Genomic DNA, 20,644 nt, shown 5'->3' with positions numbered 1-20,644 from the left:
AAAGGTTCGTCGCGTGACCGAGCTCCTCATCCCGGAGGGATGGGATCCCACCGATCCCGACATCAACGAAGTGGCGCTGCCGCACGACGAGTTCCGTGCGCTGCGGGCCAATGAGCCGATCCGCTGGATCGAGCAGGTCCCGGAGGCGCGCGCGGGCTTCCTCGACACCGGCTACTGGGCGCTGACCCGGCACGCCGAGGTCCGCCAGGTGTCCAAGGACAACGAGAACTGGTCGGCGATGGAGAACGGCGTCATCATCCGGTTCGCGCCCGACATGACCCGGGACCAGGTCGAGGTCCAGCGCGCGATGCTCATCCACCACGACCCGCCGGACCACACCAAGATGCGCGGCATCGTCTCGCGCGGCTTCACGCCGCGGGTGATCGCCGCGCTGAAGCAGGTGCTGGAGGAGCGCGCCCACGAGATCGTCGCCGAGGCCGTGGCCAAGGGCAGCGGCGACTTCGTCGAGGACATCGCCGCGGAGCTGCCGCTGCAGGCGATCGCCGACTTCCTGGGGGTGCCGCAGGAGGACCGCAAGAAGCTCTTCGAGTGGTCCAACCAGATGATGGGCTACGACGACCCCGACATCGGCGCCGACCCGGCGGTGGCGTCCATGGAGATCCTGGTCTACTTCGACCAGCTGGCCAACGAGCGCCGGGCGAACCCACAGGACGACATCGTCACCAAGCTGATCAGCGTCGGCCTCGACGACGACCACGGCGCGCTGACCAACGACGAGTTCGGCTTCTTCGTCATCCTGCTGACCGTCGCGGGCAACGAGACGACCCGCAATGCGACCAGCCACGGCATGCACGCCTTCTTCGAGCACCCCGACCAGTGGGAGCTGTGGAAGAAGGAGCGCCCGGAGACGGCCATCGACGAGATCGTCCGCTGGGCGACCCCGGTCACGGTCTTCCAGCGCACCGCCAAGAAGGACACCGAGCTCGCCGGCCAGGCGATCAAGAAGGGCGACCGCGTGGCCATGTTCTACGCGTCCGCGAACTTCGACGAGACGGTCTTCGAGGATCCCTTCACCTTCAACATCCTGCGCGAGCACAACCCGCACGTCGCCTTCGGCGGCCACGGCGCGCACTACTGCCTCGGGGCCAACCTGGCGCGGTTGCAGATCAACCTGATCTTCAACGCCATCGCCGACCTCGCGCCCGACATCGAGCTCGTGGGCAAGCCGCGCCGGCTCCGCTCCGGCTGGCTCAACGCGATCAAGGAGATGCAGGTCACCTACACGAAGTAGCCGGCCTCTTCAGCGCAGGTTCAGGGTGGCTCCGCGAGAATGGGGCCACCCTGAGCCGTCTCCTGGAGGTCGCATGCGTGTCCTGGTCGTCGACGACGAGCGGCGGCTGGCCCGCACCCTCCAGGTCGGCCTCGGCGCCGAGGGCTTCGCCGTCGACCTCGCCCACGACGGCACCGACGGCCTGTGGCTGGCCCGCGAGAACCCGTACGACGCGATCGTGCTCGACCTGATGCTGCCCGGCGTCAACGGCTACCAGGTGTGCCGCACGCTGCGCGAGGAGGGCAACTGGACGCCGATCCTGATGCTCACCGCCAAGGACGGCGAGTGGGACCAGGTCGAGGGCCTCGACACCGGCGCCGACGACTACCTCACCAAGCCCTTCTCCTTCCCGGTCCTGGTGGCGCGGCTGCGCGCGGTGGCCCGCCGGGGCGCGCGGGAGCGGCCGACGGCCCTCGAGATCGGGGACCTGGTCGTGGACCCGGCCGCCCGGCGGGTGCGCCGCGGCGACGTCGAGATCTCCCTGACGGCGCGTGAGTTCGCGGTGCTCGCCTTCCTCGCCCGCCACAAGGGCGACGTGGTCTCCAAGCGCCAGATCCTGGACGCGGTCTGGGACGGCGACTTCGAGGGCGACCCCAACATCGTCGAGGTGTACGTGCGCCACCTGCGCAACAAGGTGGACCGACCGTTCGGCCGCGAGGCGATCGAGACGCTGCGCGGCGCCGGGTACCGCCTGTCGAGCGACGGGGGCTGAGATGCGGCTGCGTACGACGCTCGCCGCCGTCCTCGTCGTCGCGGTGGCCCTGGTGCTGGCCGCCGTGCTGCTGGTCCTGGCGGTGCGCTCCTCCTTGCGCGACGCGGCCGAGACCGCCGCCGAGCACCGGGCGGACGACCTGGTGGCCCAGGTCGACGCGGGCCGACTCCCGGCGCCGGGGGAGCCCGACGACGAGTCCGACGACGAGCCCGACGACCTGGTCTGGCAGGTCACCGACGCCGACGGGCGGGTCGTCGTCGCCGCGGCGTCGCTGAGCGGGCGGCTTCCGCTCGACGACGACGAGGACGTCGCCCTGTCCGGAGCGGAGCACCGCTACCTGGTGGTCACCGAGGACACCGCCGACGGGGGCGCGGTCGCGGTCGCGGTGAGCCTGGAGGACGTCGACGAGACCACGGCGGCGCTGGCGGTGCCGCTGCTCCTCGGCGTACCGCTCCTGGTGCTGGTCGTCGGCGCCACCACCTGGCTGGTCGTGGGGCGCGCGCTGCGCCCGGTGGAGCGGATCCGGACCGAGGTGGAGCGGATCAGCGGCTCCAGCCTCGAGCGGCGCGTGCCGGTGCCCGCCGGGAAGGACGAGATCGGCCGCCTGGCGCACACCATGAACCAGATGCTCGGCCGGCTGCAGCGGGCCCGCGACCAGCAGCAGCAGTTCGTGTCCGACGCCTCCCACGAGCTGCGCTCGCCGGTCGCCAGCCTGCGCCAGGCAGCGGAGGTCGCCGAGGCCCATCCGGGCGCGCTGCCCGAGGGTGAGCTGGCCGCGACCGTGCGGGAGGAGTCGCTGCGGATGCAGCAGCTCGTCGACCAGCTGCTGACCCTGGCGAGGGCCGGCGAGGGCGCCGCGCGGATGACCCGCGCCGAGGTGGACCTCGACGACCTCGTCCTCGACCACGCCCGCCGCGGGGGCCCACCGGGACCGGTGGTCGACACCCGGCGCGTCGGACCCGGCCGGGTGCACGGCGATGCCGTGGCCCTCGGCCAGGTGGTGCGCAACCTGGTCGACAACGCCGTCCGGCACGCCCGGAGCCGGGTGCTGGTGGGCGTGGAGCAGCAGGCCGGCGTCGTCGTGCTGATCGTCGAGGACGACGGGCCGGGCGTGCCCGAGGCGGAGCGGGAGCGGGTCTTCGAGCGGTTCCGTCGCCTCGACGAGGCCCGGGCCCGCGACGCCGGGGGCAGCGGGCTCGGGCTGGCGATCGTGCGCGAGGTCGTGGCGGCCCACGGCGGCACCGTCGCACTCGACGCGTCCCCGCTCGGGGGTGCCCGGCTCGTCGTACGGCTGCCTTCCTGAAGGAGCCTTCAGTCGGCTTCAGGGAGCCTTCAGCACCGCTCCGGCAAGGTTCGGGACATCGGCAGAGAGGCTGCCCCGAGCGAAGGAGAGACCATGAACACCACCGCCCTGCGCCGCAAGCGGGTGCTGATCCCGGCCGTCGCGACCGTCGCCGTGCTCGCCGTCGGCGGCACTGTCTGGGCCGCGTCCGCCGACGAGGTGTCCGGCGACGAGCGCTCCCGGGTCGCCGCGGCCGCGGAGCAGGCGGCGGGCGGCGGGACGGCCGTCGACGTGGAGCACAGCGACGACGTCGGCGCGGCGTACGAGGTCGAGGTCCGCCTGGCCGACGGCTCCGAGGTCGACCTGACGCTCGACGAGGACCTGACGGTCGTGACCAAGGAGTCCGACGACGCCGACGATGCCGACGATGCCGACGATGCCGACGATGCCGACGATGCCGACGATGCCGACGATGCCGACGACCGCGTGCTCTCCGCGGACGAGCGGGCCGCCGTCGAGCGGGCCGCCCTCGACGCGGTCGGCGGGGGCACCCTGCTCGAGGCGAGCGCGAGCGACGACCCGGGTGTGGCCTACGAGGCCGAGGTCCGCGACGCGCAGGGCGTCGAGTGGGACGTCGACCTGGACGCGGGCTACGCGGTGGTGGCGAAGACGCAGGACCGCTGAGGGCGCTCGGGACCGTTCGGCGCGCCGGATGCAGTAGCGTCTCTGGTGCAAGCAGGCCGATCCTCAGGAGGTTGCGATGAGCGACGTCAACGCCGAGCAGTTCCCCGGGTTCTCCGAGAACCACTACCAGCACGGGATGCACTCCCTGGCCTGGATCTCGCTGTGGCTGATCGTGGGCCTCGGCGTCGCGTTCGGCATCTTCGGCTTCGTGTGGGGCATCAGCCACTGAGCTGCGGCCGCCGCCGGGTCAGCCGGCGGCGGTGCGCCTGACGAGGTCGTCGACCACGGCGACGACGCTCCCTCCGCTCCGCTCGGCGGCCGCCCGCTGCCGGGTCGCGCCGCCGCCCGCGAGGACCCGCGGGAGCGCCTCGGCGACCAGGGCGGCGTCGCCGTACCCCTCCAGCTGGTCGCGGACCTCCTCGACCAGCCGCTCCAGCACCTCCCGCGCCGGCCGCAGCTCGCCGGTCTCGGGCGCGAGCAGCCGGTCGCCCAGCCCGTACCGGGCGGCCCGCCAGCGCGCCGCGCGCAGCAGCTCGGCCCGCCACCGGCCACCCGGGAGGCCGGGCCCGTCGAGCTCGCGGGCCACCATCGCCCGCACCAGGACCGCGACCAGGGTCGCGTCGTCGGGGTCCGTGCAGACGTCGCCGATCCGTACCTCGACCGTCGGCTGGTGCGCCGACAGGCGGACGTCGAAGTAGAGCATCCCGTCGTCGAGGGCCGCGCCGGAGGCGATCAGTGCCCGGCCGAGCTCGTGGTAGGCCGCCACCGACCCGAAGCGGGTCGGTGAGGAGGCGCTGGGCCACTGCGCCCAGGCCTGGGAGCGCCAGGACGCGTAGCGGGTGTCGCGTCCGTGGTAGTACGGCGAGTTCGCGCTGATCGCGAGCAGCACGGACAGCCAGGGGATGAGGGCGTCGATCGCGCGCACGCCCTGCTCGTCGGAGTCGACCTGGACGTGGACGTGCTGGCCGCAGGTGCCGCCCGGCCGGGCGATCTCGCCGTAGGTCGCGATCATGGCGAGATAGCGGTCGTCGCGGGTGGTGCGGGGGGCTCCGCCCTGCAGCGGGACGGCGCCCGTGGCCGCGATCCGCGCACCCACCGCCTCGGCCGCCCGGGCGGCGCGGCCGCGCAGGCGCACCAGGTGGCGGCGCAGGTCCGCGGCGTCGCCGACCGGGGGCGTCCGGGTCTCCAGCTGGTGCGCGAACAGCTCGTGGTCGAGCTCGTCGGCCGGCTCCGGGTCGTGGTCCGCGACGTACCTGAGCACCTGCTCGGCGCGCGGCGTCGTCTCCCGGGTCTCGGGATCGACGAGGAGCAGCTCCTCCTCGACGCCCATCGTGCGCCGCTCCATGCCACCTCCCGGCCACCTCCCGGCCCTTCCGGTCCGGGCAGGAGGTACCCGCGCGGGCGAGGCGTCAGTCGCGGGCGGTGAGCACCAGCGGGTCGCCGGAGGTGATCGCGACGGTGTGCTCGGCGTGGGCGCCACGCGAGCCGTCGGCGCTGCGGATGGTCCAGCCGTCGGGGTCGAACACGATCTCGTCGGTCGTGTGCAGGAACCACGGCTCGATCGCGATCACCAGGCCGGGGCGGAGCTTGAGCCCGCGGCCGGGGCGGCCGTCGTTGGCGACATGGGGCTCGCCGTGCATGGTCCGGCCGACGCCGTGGCCGCCGAACTGCAGGTTGACCTCGAGCCCGGCCGCGTGGGCCACGTCGCCGATCGCGGCCGAGATGTCGCCGAGCCGGTTGCCGGCGCGGGCGGCGGCGATGCCGGCGGCGAGTGCGTTCTCGGTGACCTCGATCAGACGCAGGTCCTCCTCGCGCGGCGTCCCGACGACGACGGACAGCGCCGAGTCGGAGACCCAGCCGTCGACGGCGGCCGCGAAGTCGACGGAGAGCAGGTCGCCGTCCTGCAGCGTGTAGTCGTGGGGGAGGCCGTGCAGCACCGCGTCGTTGACCGAGGTGCACAGCACCTTGCCGAACGGGCTGGCGCCGAACGAGGGGTGGTAGTCGATGTAGCACGACTCCGCGCCGGCGTCCTTGATCATCTGGTGGGCCAGCGCGTCGAGCTCGAGCAGGTTGACGCCGACCGCGGCCTTCTCGGAGAGGGCCTGGATCACCGAGGCCACGAAGCGTCCGGCGGGACGCATCTGCTCGATCTGGGTGGGGGTGCGCAGCTCGATCACGAGGCCGAGCCTACTGACCGGACGAGGCGTCCCCGGCATCCACGACCACCGCGCTGTGGCTCGACGCGTCGTCGGCGTCGAACGCCAGCCCGTCGAGATGGCCGACGGCGCCGACGGTTCCGGTGCGGGCCGCCGTCTGACCGGGCTCGAGCATGCTCGGACCGTCGAGCCACGGGTCGTGCCACTCCCCGTCGACGACGGCCTTGACCCGGATGTGGTCGAGGTAGATCGTGCGGTCGCTGGTGTTGGTCGCCTCGAAGGCGAAGGTGCAGGGACTCTCGGCGCAGCTGATCGAGGTGACCGTGATCTCGAGGTCCCCGTCGTCGGTGGTGAACCGCTCGCCGATCTTCGCGCTCGGCTCGGGCGGGTCGACGAAGTCGAGCAGGTCGCCGAGGTAGCGCAGGGTCAGGAAGCCGACGACCGAGGCGATGGCGAGCGCGACGATCGAGAGCCCGAGGCCGGTCGCCGCCATCTTGGTGTGCCGACCGACCCGGCGTCCCCGGAGCACCCCGGCGACGCCCAGGCCGGCACCGAGGAGTGCCAGCAGGATGCCCAGGAAGTTGACCAGCGGGATCGGCGCGGCCACCAGCGCGACGATGCCGAGCACCAAGGCGGCGACGGCGACGCCGTTGGTGGCCGGACGTGCGGACGGCGGGAACGGCGGAGGAGGTGGGTACGGCGCGTCGCTCACGCCGTGACCCTAGCCGCGTCCGCCGCCCCCGAAACGCTCAGCTGGTCGGCTTGTCCGCGCCGACGACCCACATCGCGAAGAACTGCGAGCCGCCGCCGTAGGCGTGGCCGAGCGCCTTGCGCGCCCCGTCGACCTGGTGCTCGCCCGCCGCGCCGCGCACCTGCAGCGCCGCCTCGCCGAAGCGGAGCATGCCGGAGGCGCCGATCGGGTTGGACGAGAGCACGCCACCGGAGCAGTTGACCGGGATCCGGCCGGTCATCGCGGTCTCGCCTGCCTCGGTGAGCTTCCAGCCCTCGCCCTCGGCGGCGAACCCGAGGTTCTCCAGCCACATCGGCTCGAACCACGAGAACGGCACGTAGATCTCGGCCGCGTCGATCTCGTCGATCGGCGAGGTGATGCCGGCCTGCCTCCACAGCGCGGCCGCGGCGTCGCGGCCGGCCTGGGGGTTGACCTGGTCGCGCTCGGCGGCCGTGGTGGCCTCGGAGCGCATCACGGTGCCGTGGATCCAGGCCGGGTTCGGCGAGGACTTCGCGGTGTCCTCGTCGACGATGACCAGGGCGCAGGCGCCGTCGGAGGACGGGCAGGTCTCGTCGTACCGGATGGGGTCCCAGAGCATCTGCGAGGCCAGCACCGACTCGACGGTGGTGCCCTCGTTGTGGAGGTGCGCGTAGGGGTTCTTCAGCGCGTTGGTGCGGTCCTTGGCGGCCACGATCGCGCCGACGTGGGTCGGCGCCTGGGAGCGGCGGATGTAGGAGCGCACGTGCGGGGCGAAGTAGCCGCCGGCGCCGGCGTGGACCGGCATGTTGAACGGCAGCGGCACCGAGAGCGCCCACATCGCGTTGGACTCGGACTGCTTCTCGTAGGCGACCGTCAGCACCCGCTTGTGGACGCCCGCCTGGACCAGCGAGGAGGCGACGATCGCGGTCGAGCCGCCCACCGAGCCGGCGGTGTGCACGCGCAGCAGCGGCTTGCCGGCGGCGCCGAGCGCCTCGGCGAGGAACAGCTCCGGCATCATCACGCCCTCGAACAGGTCGGGCGCCTTGCCGACGACGATCGCGTCGATGTCGTCGAGCGTCAGGTTCGCGTCGAGGAGCGCGCGGTCGATGGCCTCGCGGCACAGGCCCGCCATCGAGACGTCCTCGCGCTTGGCGCGGTGGTGCGTCTGGCCGACGCCGATGATCGCTGCAGGCTGCTTGCCCATCAGATCCGTGCTCCTTCGGTGCTGGCTTCCAGGGTGCAGACGAGGTTCTGCTGCAGGGCGGGGCCGCTGGTCGCGTGAGCGAGGGTCTTGTCGGCCTCGCCGGACCAGATCCGCTGCGCGGCCTCGCCGACGCGGATGCCGCCGCCGGAGAACATCGGGTTGCTCGCGAGCGCGCCGCCGGACGGGTTGATGGCGACGTCGGCGCCGAGGCCGAGCTCCGCGCGGAGGATGAGCTCCTGGTGGCTGAACGGCGCGTGCAGCTCGGCCACCTCGACGCCGCCCAGGTCCAGGGCCGCGCCGGCCCGTTGGGCCGACGGCGACCGGGTGAGGTCGCGAACGCCCATCCCCATGGGGTCGACGTAGTGGGAGATGCCGGTGAGCCAGGCCGGGCGCTCCCGGACCTCGCGGGCCCGGTCACCCGCGGCGAGGACCAGGGCCGCCACCCCGTCGGTGACGGGGGAGCAGTCGTGCTTGCGCAGCGGGTCGGCGTACATCGGACGGGCGAGCAGCTCCTCGACCGACGAGCCGCCCTTGCGGACGGCGTACTCGTTCTTCTCGGCGTCGGTGAGCGAGCGGTTGGCGACTTCGGCCATCGCGCGCTCGTCCCAGAGGCCGGCGTCGATGCCGGCGCGGGCCTGGAGGCCCGCCAGCGACACCGTGTCGGGCCACAGCGGGGTCATCGTGTACGGCTCGAGCTGGAGCGCGAGGGTACGCCGCAGCACGCCCGCCGAGCTCTTGCCGAAGGCGTAGACGAGGGCGGTGTCGACCTCGCCGGTCTGGATCTTGATCCACGCCTCGTACATGGCCCAGGCGAGGTCCATCTCGACGTGCGACTCGTTGACCGGCGGGATGACGCCGATTGCGTCGACGGCCTGGACGAACGAGAACGAGCGGCCGGCCAGGTAGTCCGAGGAGCCGGAGCACCAGAACCCGACGTCCTTGCGGGTCCAGCCGGTCTGCTCGTACAGCTCCTTGAAGACCGGAACGAGGAGCTCGACGCAGGTCGGCGACCCGTCGAACCCGAGCATCTGTCGCTGGGCGAACCCGACGACGGCGACGTCACGCATCTGACTGTGTCTCCCGTCTCAGAGGTGGTGCTTGTAGGTGTCGAAGTCGGCGTCCGGGTCGCCGGTGGGCGCGAAGTGGTCGATGTTCTCCAGGGAGTACGCCCACTCGTCCCGCGGCTTCCAGACCGCCTTGACCCGCATGCCCATCCGCACCTCCTCGGCCGGGACGCCGAGGATGAGGTGCAGCAGCGCGATGTCGGCACCGTCGAGGAGCACGTACGCCGACACGTAGGGCGGGGTGATCTTCTGGCCGAGGAAGGGCACGTTGACGACGCAGAAGGTCGTGATGGTGCCGGTCTGGGCGAGCTCGACCTCCTCGACGGTCGGGGTGCCGTCGGAGGGGCAGGCGCTGCGCGGCGGGACGTAGACCTTCTGGCAGGTCGGGCAGCGCTGGCCCATGATCCGGCCCTCGTTGAGGCCGCGGTAGAACAGCGACTCCTCCGGGGAAGCGGCGTACTGGTAGTCGAGGGAGACCGTGGTGACCACGCCGGTGACCGGCTGGCCGGCTGCCGCCGCGGGGGCGGCGGTCTCCGTCTCGCCGGGCGCGAGCGGCTCGAAGCAGGCGATGTCGTTGATGTGGCCGACCCGCTCCGCGGCCCAGCGCACCCGTACCCGCATGCCGGTCGTGACCTCGGCAGGTGACGCGACGTCGAGGGCGTGCAGCAGCGGCACGTCGGCGCCGTCGAGAGTGACCAGCGCGAAGGCGAACGGCCGGTCGAAGGGCTGGTCCTTCACCGGCTCGGGGACCCAGGTCCACGAGGTGACCGTGCCGACGGAGGAGACCTCCACGAACTCGGTCGTCGCCTCGTGGGTGACCGGGTCGAACTCGAGCGGGGGGACGACGACCTGGCCGGCCGACGTACGCCCGCCCACGACCACGCCGTCGCGCAGGCCGGACAGGAAGCGACCGACGACGGGGCCGGTGGATCGCGTGTAGTCGAAGGCGACGGTGACCGGCGCCGAGAGGGTGCGGCTCATGGCCAAAGTGAAACATGTTCTGCCCAAAAGTGAAACATGTTCTAGAAATGCCGTGGCGGGTCACGGCATGATGCGACCCATGAAACTGGGCTTGCAGCTGGGGTACTGGTCCGCGCAACCGCCGCAGGGCGTCGGCGAGCTCGTCGCCGCCGCCGAGGACGCCGGCTTCGACGCGATCTTCACCGCCGAGGCGTGGGGCAGCGACGCGTTCACGCCGCTCGCCTGGTGGGGTCGCGAGACCTCCCGGGTCCGGCTCGGCACCTCGATCGTGCAGATGTCCGGCAGGACGCCGACCTCGATCGCCATGCATGCGCTGACCCTCGACCACCTGACCGGCGGCCGGGTGATCCTGGGCATGGGCGTCAGCGGTCCCCAGGTGGTCGAGGGCTGGTACGGCGTCCCCTTCTCCAAGCCGCTCGCCCGCACCCGCGAGGTGGTCTCGATCATCCGCCAGGTGCTGGCCCGCGAGGCGCCGGTGACCAACGCCGGCCCCCACCACCCGCTGCCGTACGCCGGCCCGGGCGCGGTCGGCCTCGGCAAGCCGCTCAAGCCGATCGTGCACCCGCTCCGCGCCGACCTGCCGATCTGGCTCGGCGCCGAGGGGCCCAAGAACGTCGCCCAGACCGCCGAGATCGCCGACGGCTGGATTCCGATCTTCTACACGCCCAAGAGCGCGGGCATGTACCAGCCCTGGCTCGACGAGGGCTTCGCGCGGCCGGGCGCTCGTCGTACGCGCGACGACTTCGAGATCGCCGCGACCTGCCACCTGCAGATCGTCGAGAACGCCACGCAGAAGCAGGCCGTGATCGACGGGATGAAGCCGTTCGTGTCGCTCTACATGGGCGGGATGGGCGCCAAGGAGCAGAACTTCCACCACCAGGTCTTCACCCGGATGGGCTACGGCGAGCTGGCCGACGAGGTGCAGGAGCTCTACCTGTCGGGTGAGAAGGACAAGGCGACCGCACTCATCCCGGACGAGCTGGTCGACGACATGCACATCATCGGCACGCCGACGGAGGTCAGCGAGCGGGTCGCGCAGTGGGAGGAGACCGGCGTGACCACGCTGCTGCTGTCGTGCCGCAGCGCTGCTGAGGTGCGGGGGATCGCGGAGCTGCTGGCCTGATGTCGTAGCGGTGAGTCTGGTCGCTGTCGGAGGACCGGACTACCGTCTCGTCGCATGAGGCGCGAGCCGCACGAGAACGTCGCCACGGTGCTGGTCGACCCTGCCCTCCTGCCGGACCTCGAGCTGGAGCTGGTGGAGCTCGACCTGTGGGCGTGGCCGGTCCGCACCGCCCCGATCTGCGTCGACGGCCCGCGCACGGAGTTCCAGCTCCGGCGCCGCCTGCTGGAGGCGCAGCGGGGCGCCTGGGACTGCGCGGCGGCCTGGACGCCGGTGTGGATCAGCTTCGGGGAGCGCTGGGCCCACGGCGACGACCCGTTGCCGTGGGCCGCCCACCGGGCGCTGTGGGACCTGCTCGACGCGCATGCCGACCAGGTCCGGTTCCACCGGCGGCTCGGTGGGGTGCGGCCGCTGGTCGCCCCGGTCGAGCGGCGGGCCACCGGCTGACTCCGGGTGAGCCGGTCGCCTACTCCGACTCGATCGGGTAGCCCCGCTCCCGAAAGGCCGCGATCACGACGTCCCGCTTGGCCTCGACCCGCTTGTCGAAGAGCCGCCGCCCGTCGGTGCCCTCGATGACGACCTTCCTGCCGTCGAGGTGGACGCCGACGACCGCCTCCCGAGCCAGGCGGCGCCGGTCCCGGTCGTGGACGACGACGATCGCGTCGTCGTGCACCTCCAGGCGCCACTCGTCGACCAGGACCAGGAAGGCGCCGACCAGGCCGGCCAGGAGGCCGACCGCGGGCCGGGCGACCCAGGCCCACGGCTGGTCGAGCTCGCCGACCCAGCGGAGCAGGTCCTTGAAGGGGACGAAGGGCACGTCCGCGAGCCACTGCGCGAGCAGCGGCCCGAGGGTGAGCAGCAGGACGCCGCCGGAACCCAGGAGGGCGTAGGTCCAGATCTTGTCCTCGCGGGTGGAGCCCAGGTCGTCGTACCGCACGCCACGACGCTAGGTGTCGCGCCTCCCGCGCCGCATCGGCCGCAGGGCGGGTGCGCTCCCGACCAAAGTCGGGTCCTTGCCCGGTCAATAGAACACGTTCTAGTCTGCGGGGGTGACCGACACGCTCCGCACGCCCGCCCACAACGGCCACCTGATGGTCGCCGCCCTCAAGCGCCACGCGCACCGCCCGATCGTCCACCTCGGGGACGTGACGCTGACGGGCAAGGAGACCGCGGACCGGATCTCGCAGTACATCCAGGCCTTCGAGGCGCTCGGCGCCGGCAGAGGGACGCCGGGGGCGCTGCTCGCGCTCAACCGGCCCGAGGTGCTCTTCATCCTCGGCGCCGGCCAGACCCAGGGCTTCCAGCGCACCTCGCTCCACCCGCTCGGCTCCGCCGACGACCACGCCTATGTCATCAACGACGCCGGCATCACCACGCTGGTGGTCGACCCCTACTTCGCCGACCGGGCCGTCGAGCTGCTCGGCAAGTGCCCCGGGCTCAAGCAGGTCCTCACCATCGGCCCGGTCCCCGAGAGCCTGGCCGAGGTCGGCACCGACCTCACCGAGGTCGCGGCGGGCTTCGAGCCGCGGCCGGTCCAGGCGGCGCTCCTCGAGCCGGACCACATCACCTCGATCACCTACACCGGCGGTACGACGGGCAAGCCCAAGGGCGTGATCGGCACCGTGCGCGCGTTCTCGACCATGGCGCAGATCCAGATGGCCGAGTGGGAGTGGCCCGCCGAGCCCCGCTTCCTGATGTGCACGCCGCTGTCCCACGCGGGCGCGGCCTTCTTCGTGCCCGTGGTGCTCCAGGGCGGCACCCTGTTCGTGTCCTCGCGCTTCGACCCGGCCGAGGTGCTGCGCACCATCGAGGAGCGGCGGATCAACTCGCTGATGCTGGTGCCGACCATGCTCTACGCCCTGATGGACCACCCCGACTCGCACACCCGCGACCTGTCGTCGCTGGAGACGGTCTACTACGGCGCGTCCGCGATCAACCCGGTCCGTCTCAAGGAGGCGATCGAGCGGTTCGGTCCGATCTTCGCCCAGTACTACGGGCAGTCCGAGGCGCCGATGGTGATCACCTACTTCCCGAAGGGCGACCACGTCGACGCCGACGGTACGCCGGTCGAGAGCCGGCTCACCTCGTGCGGCCGGCCCTCGGCGTACCTCCGGGCGGCGCTGCTGGACGAGGCCGGCGACCCGGTGCCGCAGGGCGAGCCGGGGGAGATCTGCGTGGCCGGCCCGCTGCTGTCGGCGGGCTACTGGCAGCTGCCCGACGCGACGGCCGAGACCTTCCGCGACGGGTGGATGCACACCGGTGACGTCGCCCGGGAGGACGAGGACGGCTTCTGGTACATCGTCGACCGGACCAAGGACATGATCGTCACCGGCGGCTTCAACGTCTTCCCCCGCGAGGTGGAGGACGTGATCGCCGAGCACCCCGCGATCGCCCAGGTCGGCGTGATCGGCACCCCGCACGAGAAGTTCGGCGAGGCGGTCACCGCGGTGGTGGTGCTGCGCGAAGGCTTCGAGCTGACCGACGAGGTCGTCACCCAGATCAAGGACGCCGTCAAGGAGCGCAAGGGCTCGGTCCAGGCACCGAAGGACGTGCTCGCCGTCGACGCGCTGCCGCTCACCGCGCTCGGCAAGCCGGACAAGAAGGCGCTGCGGGCCCGGTTCTGGACGGGGGAGCGCTCGGTCGGCTGAGCGCCCTCACTCGTCGATGAGGCGCAGGATCTCGTCGCGCGAGGAGTCGATGTGGCGCCGCATCGCCGCCGAGGCGGCCTCGCCGTCGCCCTCGGCGATCAGGTCGAGCACGAACTGGTGCTGGGCGTGGCTGGACTCCTTGATCACCTCGAAGTCGGCCAGGTCGACGGGCTGGAACATGCTGGCGCGGCTGTCCTCGATCGCGGCCGCGAGGTGCGGGTTGCCCGCGGCCCGCGCGACGGCGAGGTGGAAGACGGTGTCGGCGCGCCGGAACTCGTCCTTGTTGTCGACCGAGCGCAGCGTCTCCTGCGCGAGCCTCATCTCCGCGAGGTCCTCCTCGGTACGCCGCGCGGCGCAGAGCCGCGCGGCGACCGACTCGAGCTCTCGGCGGAACTCGATGAGGCTCAGCAGGGCGGTGCGCCGCTGCCGCAGCTCGTGAAGCGCGACTTCCGGGGCGACGCTGTTGTCCTGGATGATCGCACCGCCCGCGTTGCCGCGCAGGATCTGGATCTGACCGCTGCCCTCCAGGACCCGGAACGCCTGGCGCAGCGTCTCGCGCGCCACGCCGAGCCGTTCGGCGAGCTTGCGCTCGGCCGGCAGCTTGTCGCCCGGCAGCAGCCGGCCCAGCGAGATCTCGCGCCGGATCAGGTCGACGACGTCGGCATAGCCCGCCAGCGGGTGGTCGGGTCGGAGGGTCGCGGGAGTGCGCGCCAGCGGTGTGTCGGCCATGACGGAGCCATCCTAGGGTGTCGGGGTCGCTGACTCCGCCGGGTCGCCCTGCGCCACGGCGTCGAGAAGGGGGGCCCGCCGCTGCCGGGATCCGATCACGTAGCCGACGACCGCCGTCGCCAGGATCAGCAGCGGCATGGCGTTGACGAGGTCGGAGTCGCTGCCGGTCACGAGGGCGTAGTTGTCGAGGATGACGTAGGAGAAGTACGCGAGCGCCAGGCCGGCGGCGACCGGGGCGATCACGTGGTGCCAGGGTCGTACGGCGCCACGGCGGCGGAAGTAGAAGGGCACCGAGAACGAGCACAGCGCCATCAGCATGATGACCGACAGGGAGCCGATGCCGGCGGCCTGGGAGCCGAGGTCGACGTACGGGTCGGCGCCGGCGAGGACGTAGACCAGGGCGACGACCGCGACGAGGGCGGCCTGGGTGATCCCCGCGGCCTGCGGCGTCTGCCGCTCGGGGTGGGTGTGGGCCAGGTAGCGCGGGAGCACGCCCTCGCGTCCGAAGGCCATCAGGTAGCGCGAGGACATGTTGTGCAGCGCCATCAGCACGGCCAGCAGGCTGGTGAGCAGCAGCCAGTCGATCACCGTGGTCGAGCCGTCGCCGAGCACCGAGGCCATCGCGTCGATGGTGAACACGCCCGGGTCGGCCGCGGCCACGCTGCCGGCGTCCGTGCCGCCGTTGGTGCCGACGAGCACCCAGGCCGTCAGTACATAGAGCGTGCCGATCACGCTGATCGCCAGGTAGGTGGCCTTGGGCACGGTGCGGTGCGGGTCGCGCGCCTCCTCGCCGAAGATCGCGGTCGCCTCGAAGCCGATGAAGCAGGTCACCGCGAAGAGCAGGGCCAGGCCGGGGGAGCCGGACATGACCTCGCTCGGCGAGAACGACTGCGCGGGCAGGACGTCGAGTCCGTGCCGGGCGATGGACACGATGTCGAAGAGCACCAGGACCCCGGTCTCGACGAGCAGGATGACGCCCAGGGCCCGGACGTTCAGCTCGACGCCACGGATGCCGATGACCACCGCGATGGCGAGGGCGAGCGCCGAGAACACCCACCACGGCAGGTCCAGCCCGAGCTGCGCCTCGAAGGTCTGCTGGGAGAAGTAGCCGATCAGACCCACGACGTAGATCGTGAGCACGTTGTAGGCCACCACCGCGACCAGCCCGGCGGCCATGCCGATGCGCCGGCCGAGGCCGGCGCTGATGTAGGCGTAGAACGCACCGGCGTTGACCACGTGGGCGCTCATCGAGGTGTAGCCGACCGCGAAGAGCGCCAGCACCACCGCCACGAGCAGGAAGGTGCCGGGCGCGGCCACGCCGTTGCCGAAGCCCACGACGAGCGGCAGCGCGGTGGCCATCGCGGTCAGGGGCGCCGCGGTCGCGACGACCATGAACACGATGCCCCAGGGGGTGATGCTGTCGGCCTTGAGGGAGTCTCGCCGTTCCGCCGTCATGGGTTCTCCTCGGTGGTCCAGGTATTGATTGAATGGACGGTAATATAGGCCAATGGTCGTTGGCGAGGGTTTCGGCGAAGAATTTCTCCGCGAAATCTGGGGCAGCTTCTCCGGAAGTGTTGGACCCGATCTGGTCCATTGGTATATGATATGTGCCAATGCAGGCGAGACTCCGCCTCAGTGCGAACAGGAGGATGACCATGGTCGGCCCAAGGAGCTCAGGACGTCGCCGGGCGGCGGATGGCGGGAACGCCGCGGAGTTGGCCCGGTGAGGGGCGCCGGGAACCGGCCGGTGATCGGGCTGACCGGCCGGCGGATGGCGGCGCGGGTGATCGACGTGCCGGCGGGCTTCCACGACGCGCCCCTCGACATCTACATGAGCGAGTACGCGACGGCGGTGCTCCACGCCGGGGGCATCCCCCTGCACCTGCCGCTGGACATGAGCCCGGAGGACGTCCTCGATCTCGTGGACGGCGTGGTCTTCGTCGGCGGCGCCGACGTGGACCCGCGCCGGTACGGCGGCGTGCCCCACCCGCGCTCGGGCGGGCTCGAGCCGCTGCGCGACCAGTTCGAGCTGGACCTCGCGGCGCGCGGGCTGCGGGCCGGCGTGCCGATGCTCGGCATCTGCCGCGGCGCCCAGCTGCTCAACGTGGCGCTCGGCGGCACCCTGGTCGCCGACCTGCCGATCGGCGTGGGCGAGTCGCACGCGTCCTACGCCTACCCGCGGGCGCACCGCTCGCACGCGGTGTCCTTCACCGCCGGCTCCGCGCTCGAGGCGATCTACGGGCCCGAGACGGTCGTCAACTCCTTCCACCACCAGGCCGTCGACCGCCCCGGTCGCGACGTCGTCGTCACCGGCCGGGCCGACGACGGTGTGGTGGAGGCCTTCGAGGTCGCCGACCGCCCGGTCGTCGGCGTCCAGTGGCACCCCGAGTGCTTCACAGCAGATCCGATCTTCAACTGGTTGGTCGACGCGAGTGTCGCCCACAAGCTTCAGGAGAGTGCAGCATGACCGCAGTTCACGACGGCAAGTACGCCTACATCACCGGCGCCGGGTCGGGCATCGGCCGCGAGACCGCCCTCCGGCTGGCGCGCGAGGGCGCCCGGGTGATGGTGACCGACATCGACCTCGCGCTGGCCGAGGCCACCGCGAAGGCGATCGTGGACGCCGGTGGCGTCGCGCTCGCCGCGGCGGTCGACGTACGCGACCGCGAGGCGGTGGCCGCGTCGGTGCGCACGGTCGAGGAGGCCTGGGGCGCCCTCCACCTGCTGGTCAACAACGCCGGCCTGGTCACGCCCCACTCGTTCCGCGACCTGACCGACGACGCGTGGGACCTCGTCCTCGACGTCAACCTCAAGGGCCAGTTCGTGGTGGCCCAGGTGGTGGCCCCGCTCATCGCCCGCTCGGGCGGGGGCGCGATCGTCAACCTGTCCACGGTCGAGGCGATCGCGGTCGTCACGTCCGGCAGCACGACCCAGCCCCACTACAACGCGAGCAAGGGCGGGGTGCCGATGCTGACCAAGGCGCTGGCGATCGAGCTGGCGCCTGACAGCATCCGGGTCAACTGCGTGGCGCCCGGTCCGGTCGCCACCGACTTCTTCGACCTGGAGATGGTCACCTCGGAGGCCGGCCTGGAGTTCATGAAGCAGCGGCTCCTGGTGCCCCGGGTCGGGCAGCCCGAGGACATCGCCGCCGCGGTCTCCTTCCTGCTCTCGGACGACGCGTCGTTCATCGACGGCATCCAGCTGCCGGTCGACGGCGGGTGGCTGACCCGATGAGCGCGGACTGGCTGCTGGCCCCGGGCGACCTCGTCGCGGAGGGCATCCACACCGTCGTCGTCGCCTCGCCCGACCTCCAGGGCCGGCTGGTCGGCCGCCGGATCCCGGTCGAGAACTTCGACCGGGTCGTCGAGGACGGGGTCGAGGTCTGCACCTGCGTCTACGCCTGGGACCTGACCCAGGACCTCGGACTCGTGGAGGCCGACGTCTTCCCGCTGTGCGGCATGCACAACGGCGTCCCCGACGTCACCTTCCGGCCCGACCTGAGCACGCTGCGCCGCGCGGCCTGGCTCGACGGCATCGCCATCTGTCTCGCCGACCCGTGGGACGCGGGCAAGGGCGAGTACCTGCCGCTCTCGCCGCGGGTCATCCTGCGCCAGCAGATCGAGCGCTTCGGCGCCGACGGCCTGCGCGCCCAGATGGGCACGGAGCTGGAGTTCTACCTGTTCCGCAACGAGCCGCGTGAGCTGCGGCGCTCGGGCTTCCGCGACCTGGAGCCGACCACGATCGTGCCGGCCGACTTCATGATCCACGAGGGCAACACCTACGAGCCCTTCTTCCGCAAGCTCCGCGCCGACCTCAAGGCATCCGGCATCGAGATGGAGGCCGCGCAGTCGGAGTGGGGGACCGGCCAGTGGGAGATGACCTTCCGCTACGGCGACCCGCTCGAGATGGCCGACCGGCACGCGCTCTACAAGCTCGCCGTCCGCGACAGCGCCACGGCCGCCGGCATGAGCGCGACCTTCATGGCCAAGCCGCTGAACGGCGGACAGCCCGGGTCGTCGTGCCATGTGCACTTCTCGATCGTCGACGACGAGGGCCGCTCGGTCTTCTGGGACGACGACGCGCCGCACCACCTGGGGGAGCGGATGCACCACGCGATCGGCGGCATCCTGCAGGAGGTGCCGACGTTCATGGCGTGGTACGCCCCGACCGTCAACTCGTACCGTCGCGCGAACGGTGCCGACGTCGCCGGGTGGGGACGCACCTGGGGGCTCGACAACCGCACGACGTCGGTGCGCATCGTCGGCAACCGGCCCCGCGACCTGCGCTTGGAGTTCCGGCTCCCCGGTGCCGACACCAACCCCTATCTCACCCTCGCGGGCCTGCTCGCCTCGGCGCGCCACGGCATGGCCAAGGCCGTGACGCCACCGCCGATGACCGAGGGCAGCGGCTACGCGTCCCCGATCGACGCCGAGATCCCGCTGCACCTCGGCGAGGCCGCGAAGGCGTTCGCCGCCTCGTCGTTCGCGCGGGCGGAGTACGGCGACGACGTCGTCGAGCACTTCCGCATCCTCCTGGACCACGAGTGGCGCTCCTTCCTGGGCACCGTCAACGACTGGGACCTCGACCGCTACTTCGACAGGATCTGACGTGACCTTCACCCCACCCGAGCTCCGGACCTGGATCGACGGGACGCCGGAGGCCTCGGACCTCGAGCTCGACGACGCGCTGCACGACCCCAACACGGGCACGGTCCTGCAAGGCAACCGGGCCTCCTCGCCCGCCCAGGTCGAACGGGCCCTGGCCGGGGCCTGGTCCGCGCACAGCGCCGGCACCTGGCGCGACCTGGGCCTGGCCGGCCGGGCCGCGCTGCTGCACCGCTTCGCGGACCTCGTCGACGAGCAGCAGACGACGATCGCCGAGCTGGACTCCCTCAACAGTGGCGTCACGCTGCGGGAGACCACGCTGTTCGCGTCCAGCCTGGCCGGCACCGTCCGCGGTGCGATCGCGCTGGCCGAGCGGCGCGGCGAGTCGGCCGAGCTCGCGGCCGACCAGGGGCCGGTGCGGCTGCGCCGGGTGCCGTGGGGCCCGACCGCCCTGATCGCGCCGTGGAACGCCCCGGCCGCGGTGGCCGTCAAGAAGATGGCCTACGCGCTCCTCGCCGGTGCCCCGGTGGTGCTCAAGCCCTCGCCGGCGTCGCCGTGGAGCGCCCAGCTCCTCGCGGCCGCGGCGGCGGAGGCCGGGCTGCCGTCCGGCGTCTTCGCGCTGGTGCTCGGCGGGGGCGAGGTCGGTCAGCAGATCTGCGCCGACCCCCGGGTCAAGGCGATCTCGATGACCGGGTCGACGGCCACCGGCCGGCTGATCGCCCAGGCCAGTGCGCCGAACCTGACCCGGCTGCGCCTCGAGCTGGGCTCCAACAACCCGGCGATCGTGCTGGCCGACGCCGATCTCGCGGCCACGGTCGAGGACCTGGCCGCGGGCATGACCAAGCTCAACGGGCAGTGGTGCGAGGCGCCGCGCCGGGTGCTCGCGGACCGCGCGGTGTACGCCGACCTGGTCGCCGGCCTGGCCGAGCGGCTCCGGCGGACCCGGGTCGGCTCGGCCCTCGACGCCGACACCGAGGTGGGGCCGATGGCGTTCCGCCAGCGCCGCGACGACCTCGAGGCCCAGCGCGCACACCTGGTCGCGGCGGGCGCGAGCGCGGCGCACCGGACCGACGTGCCCGGTGGTGGCTGGTTCCTCGCTCCGACCGTCGTCTCCTCGTCCGGTCCGGTCGACCTGCCGGGCGAGGTGTTCGGCCCGATGATCGCGGTCGAGCCGTTCACGACGGTCGAGGACGCCCTCGTGCGGTCGAACGCCGGACCCCACGGCCTGGCCGGCTACGTCTTCGCCGGCGACGTCGAGCGGGCGATCGCGGTCGGTGGCCACCTCGAGGCGGGGGAGGTCAAGGTCAACGGCACCAGCCTGCTCGACATGTGCGCCGACTCGGCACAGAGCTTCTTCGGCGACAGCGGACTGGGCGGCCACGGCGACGCCGACGTCCTGGAGTTCTACGCGGGCAAGCAGATCGTGGGAGTGGACCTGGTGGACGCCCCGATGTAGGCGG

21 protein-coding genes are annotated in these 20,644 nt (G+C 72.1%); 12 read left to right on the top strand and 9 right to left on the bottom strand.

Features of this window, described 5'->3' with window-relative positions:
- The first annotated feature begins 13 nt into the window (after positions 1-13).
- The 5 genes from JOD66_RS00220 (at position 14) to JOD66_RS00200 (ending at position 4,198) form a co-directional block, all read left to right on the top strand.
- Positions 14-1,252: a cytochrome P450 gene (locus JOD66_RS00220; RefSeq protein ID WP_204834969.1), complete on the top strand. Its 1,239-nt coding sequence runs from the start codon at positions 14-16 to the stop codon at positions 1,250-1,252.
- 73 nt (positions 1,253-1,325) lie between these two features.
- A complete protein-coding gene (locus JOD66_RS00215; RefSeq protein WP_204834968.1) occupies positions 1,326-2,003 on the top strand; it encodes a response regulator transcription factor in 678 nt (225 codons plus the stop codon).
- A gap of 1 nt (position 2,004) precedes the next feature.
- Positions 2,005-3,306 (top strand): sensor histidine kinase, encoded by a 1,302-nt coding sequence (locus JOD66_RS00210; protein WP_204834967.1) that lies wholly within the window; start codon positions 2,005-2,007, stop codon positions 3,304-3,306.
- 93 nt (positions 3,307-3,399) lie between these two features.
- Positions 3,400-3,969, top strand: coding sequence for a PepSY domain-containing protein (locus tag JOD66_RS00205; protein WP_204834966.1), 570 nt, complete (start codon positions 3,400-3,402; stop codon positions 3,967-3,969).
- A 76-nt stretch (positions 3,970-4,045) separates the two neighbouring features.
- Entirely contained in the window at positions 4,046-4,198 is a 153-nt protein-coding gene (locus JOD66_RS00200) for a hypothetical protein (protein WP_204834965.1), read from the top strand.
- 18 nt (positions 4,199-4,216) lie between these two features.
- On the opposite strand, the gene JOD66_RS00195 is transcribed toward JOD66_RS00200, so the two are convergent.
- The 6 genes from JOD66_RS00195 to JOD66_RS00170 form a co-directional block, all read right to left on the bottom strand.
- Positions 4,217-5,314, bottom strand: coding sequence for a carboxylate-amine ligase (locus JOD66_RS00195; protein WP_204834964.1), 1,098 nt, complete (start codon positions 5,312-5,314; stop codon positions 4,217-4,219).
- A 64-nt stretch (positions 5,315-5,378) separates the two neighbouring features.
- Positions 5,379-6,146, bottom strand: a complete 768-nt coding sequence (gene map, locus JOD66_RS00190; protein ID WP_204834963.1) for a type I methionyl aminopeptidase — start codon at positions 6,144-6,146, stop codon at positions 5,379-5,381.
- A 10-nt stretch (positions 6,147-6,156) separates the two neighbouring features.
- Complete coding sequence (locus JOD66_RS00185; protein WP_204834962.1) at positions 6,157-6,837, bottom strand: hypothetical protein; 681 nt, start codon at positions 6,835-6,837, stop codon at positions 6,157-6,159.
- 37 nt (positions 6,838-6,874) lie between these two features.
- Entirely contained in the window at positions 6,875-8,038 is a 1,164-nt protein-coding gene (locus JOD66_RS00180; protein ID WP_204834961.1) for a thiolase family protein, read from the bottom strand.
- On the bottom strand, positions 8,038-9,105 hold the full coding sequence (locus JOD66_RS00175; protein WP_204834960.1) for a thiolase family protein: 1,068 nt from the start codon (positions 9,103-9,105) through the stop codon (positions 8,038-8,040). Before JOD66_RS00175 ends, JOD66_RS00180 begins: the two co-directional genes overlap by 1 nt.
- An 18-nt stretch (positions 9,106-9,123) precedes the next feature.
- Complete coding sequence (locus tag JOD66_RS00170) at positions 9,124-10,083, bottom strand: Zn-ribbon domain-containing OB-fold protein (RefSeq protein ID WP_204834959.1); 960 nt, start codon at positions 10,081-10,083, stop codon at positions 9,124-9,126.
- Between the two features lie 79 nt (positions 10,084-10,162).
- On the opposite strand from JOD66_RS00170, the gene JOD66_RS00165 reads away from it, so the two are divergent.
- Both JOD66_RS00165 and JOD66_RS00160 read left to right on the top strand, forming a co-directional pair.
- Positions 10,163-11,206 (top strand): LLM class F420-dependent oxidoreductase, encoded by a 1,044-nt coding sequence (locus JOD66_RS00165; protein WP_204834958.1) that lies wholly within the window; start codon positions 10,163-10,165, stop codon positions 11,204-11,206.
- A gap of 54 nt (positions 11,207-11,260) precedes the next feature.
- On the top strand, positions 11,261-11,650 hold the full coding sequence (locus JOD66_RS00160; protein WP_204834957.1) for a hypothetical protein: 390 nt from the start codon (positions 11,261-11,263) through the stop codon (positions 11,648-11,650).
- Positions 11,651-11,669: 19 nt separating this feature from the next.
- Here the strand turns inward: JOD66_RS00160 and JOD66_RS00155 are convergent, their stop codons facing one another.
- Positions 11,670-12,140: a YqeB family protein gene (locus JOD66_RS00155; RefSeq protein ID WP_204834956.1), complete on the bottom strand. Its 471-nt coding sequence runs from the start codon at positions 12,138-12,140 to the stop codon at positions 11,670-11,672.
- 112 nt (positions 12,141-12,252) lie between these two features.
- Here JOD66_RS00155 and fadD8 point away from each other — a divergent pair, with 112 nt between their 5' ends.
- Positions 12,253-13,851, top strand: a complete 1,599-nt coding sequence (fadD8, locus tag JOD66_RS00150; RefSeq protein WP_204834955.1) for a fatty-acid--CoA ligase FadD8 — start codon at positions 12,253-12,255, stop codon at positions 13,849-13,851.
- Between the two features lie 6 nt (positions 13,852-13,857).
- Here fadD8 and JOD66_RS00145 read toward each other — a convergent pair whose 3' ends face one another.
- Positions 13,858-14,580 (bottom strand): FadR/GntR family transcriptional regulator, encoded by a 723-nt coding sequence (locus JOD66_RS00145; RefSeq protein WP_204834954.1) that lies wholly within the window; start codon positions 14,578-14,580, stop codon positions 13,858-13,860.
- 12 nt (positions 14,581-14,592) lie between these two features.
- Complete coding sequence (locus JOD66_RS00140; RefSeq protein ID WP_204834953.1) at positions 14,593-16,035, bottom strand: APC family permease; 1,443 nt, start codon at positions 16,033-16,035, stop codon at positions 14,593-14,595.
- Between the two features lie 268 nt (positions 16,036-16,303).
- Between JOD66_RS00140 and JOD66_RS00135 the strand changes: the two genes are divergently transcribed.
- The 4 genes from JOD66_RS00135 to JOD66_RS00120 are packed head-to-tail and all read left to right on the top strand — an operon-like array spanning position 16,304 to position 20,640.
- Positions 16,304-17,047 carry a gamma-glutamyl-gamma-aminobutyrate hydrolase family protein gene (locus tag JOD66_RS00135; protein WP_204834952.1) on the top strand — a complete coding sequence of 248 codons (744 nt, stop codon included), beginning with the start codon at positions 16,304-16,306 and terminating at the stop codon, positions 17,045-17,047.
- Positions 17,044-17,814, top strand: coding sequence for an SDR family NAD(P)-dependent oxidoreductase (locus JOD66_RS00130; protein WP_204834951.1), 771 nt, complete (start codon positions 17,044-17,046; stop codon positions 17,812-17,814). Before JOD66_RS00135 ends, JOD66_RS00130 begins: the two co-directional genes overlap by 4 nt.
- A complete protein-coding gene (locus tag JOD66_RS00125) occupies positions 17,811-19,187 on the top strand; it encodes a glutamine synthetase family protein (protein ID WP_204834950.1) in 1,377 nt (458 codons plus the stop codon). The genes JOD66_RS00130 and JOD66_RS00125 overlap by 4 nt, the downstream gene beginning before the upstream one ends.
- 1 nt (position 19,188) lies before the next feature.
- Positions 19,189-20,640 (top strand): aldehyde dehydrogenase family protein, encoded by a 1,452-nt coding sequence (locus JOD66_RS00120; protein ID WP_204834949.1) that lies wholly within the window; start codon positions 19,189-19,191, stop codon positions 20,638-20,640.
- Positions 20,641-20,644 lie beyond the last annotated feature (4 nt).

This window comes from Nocardioides nitrophenolicus (genome assembly GCF_016907515.1).
GTDB lineage: Bacteria > Actinomycetota > Actinomycetes > Propionibacteriales > Nocardioidaceae > Nocardioides > Nocardioides nitrophenolicus.
This window is presented reverse-complemented; position numbering and strand designations above follow the sequence as displayed.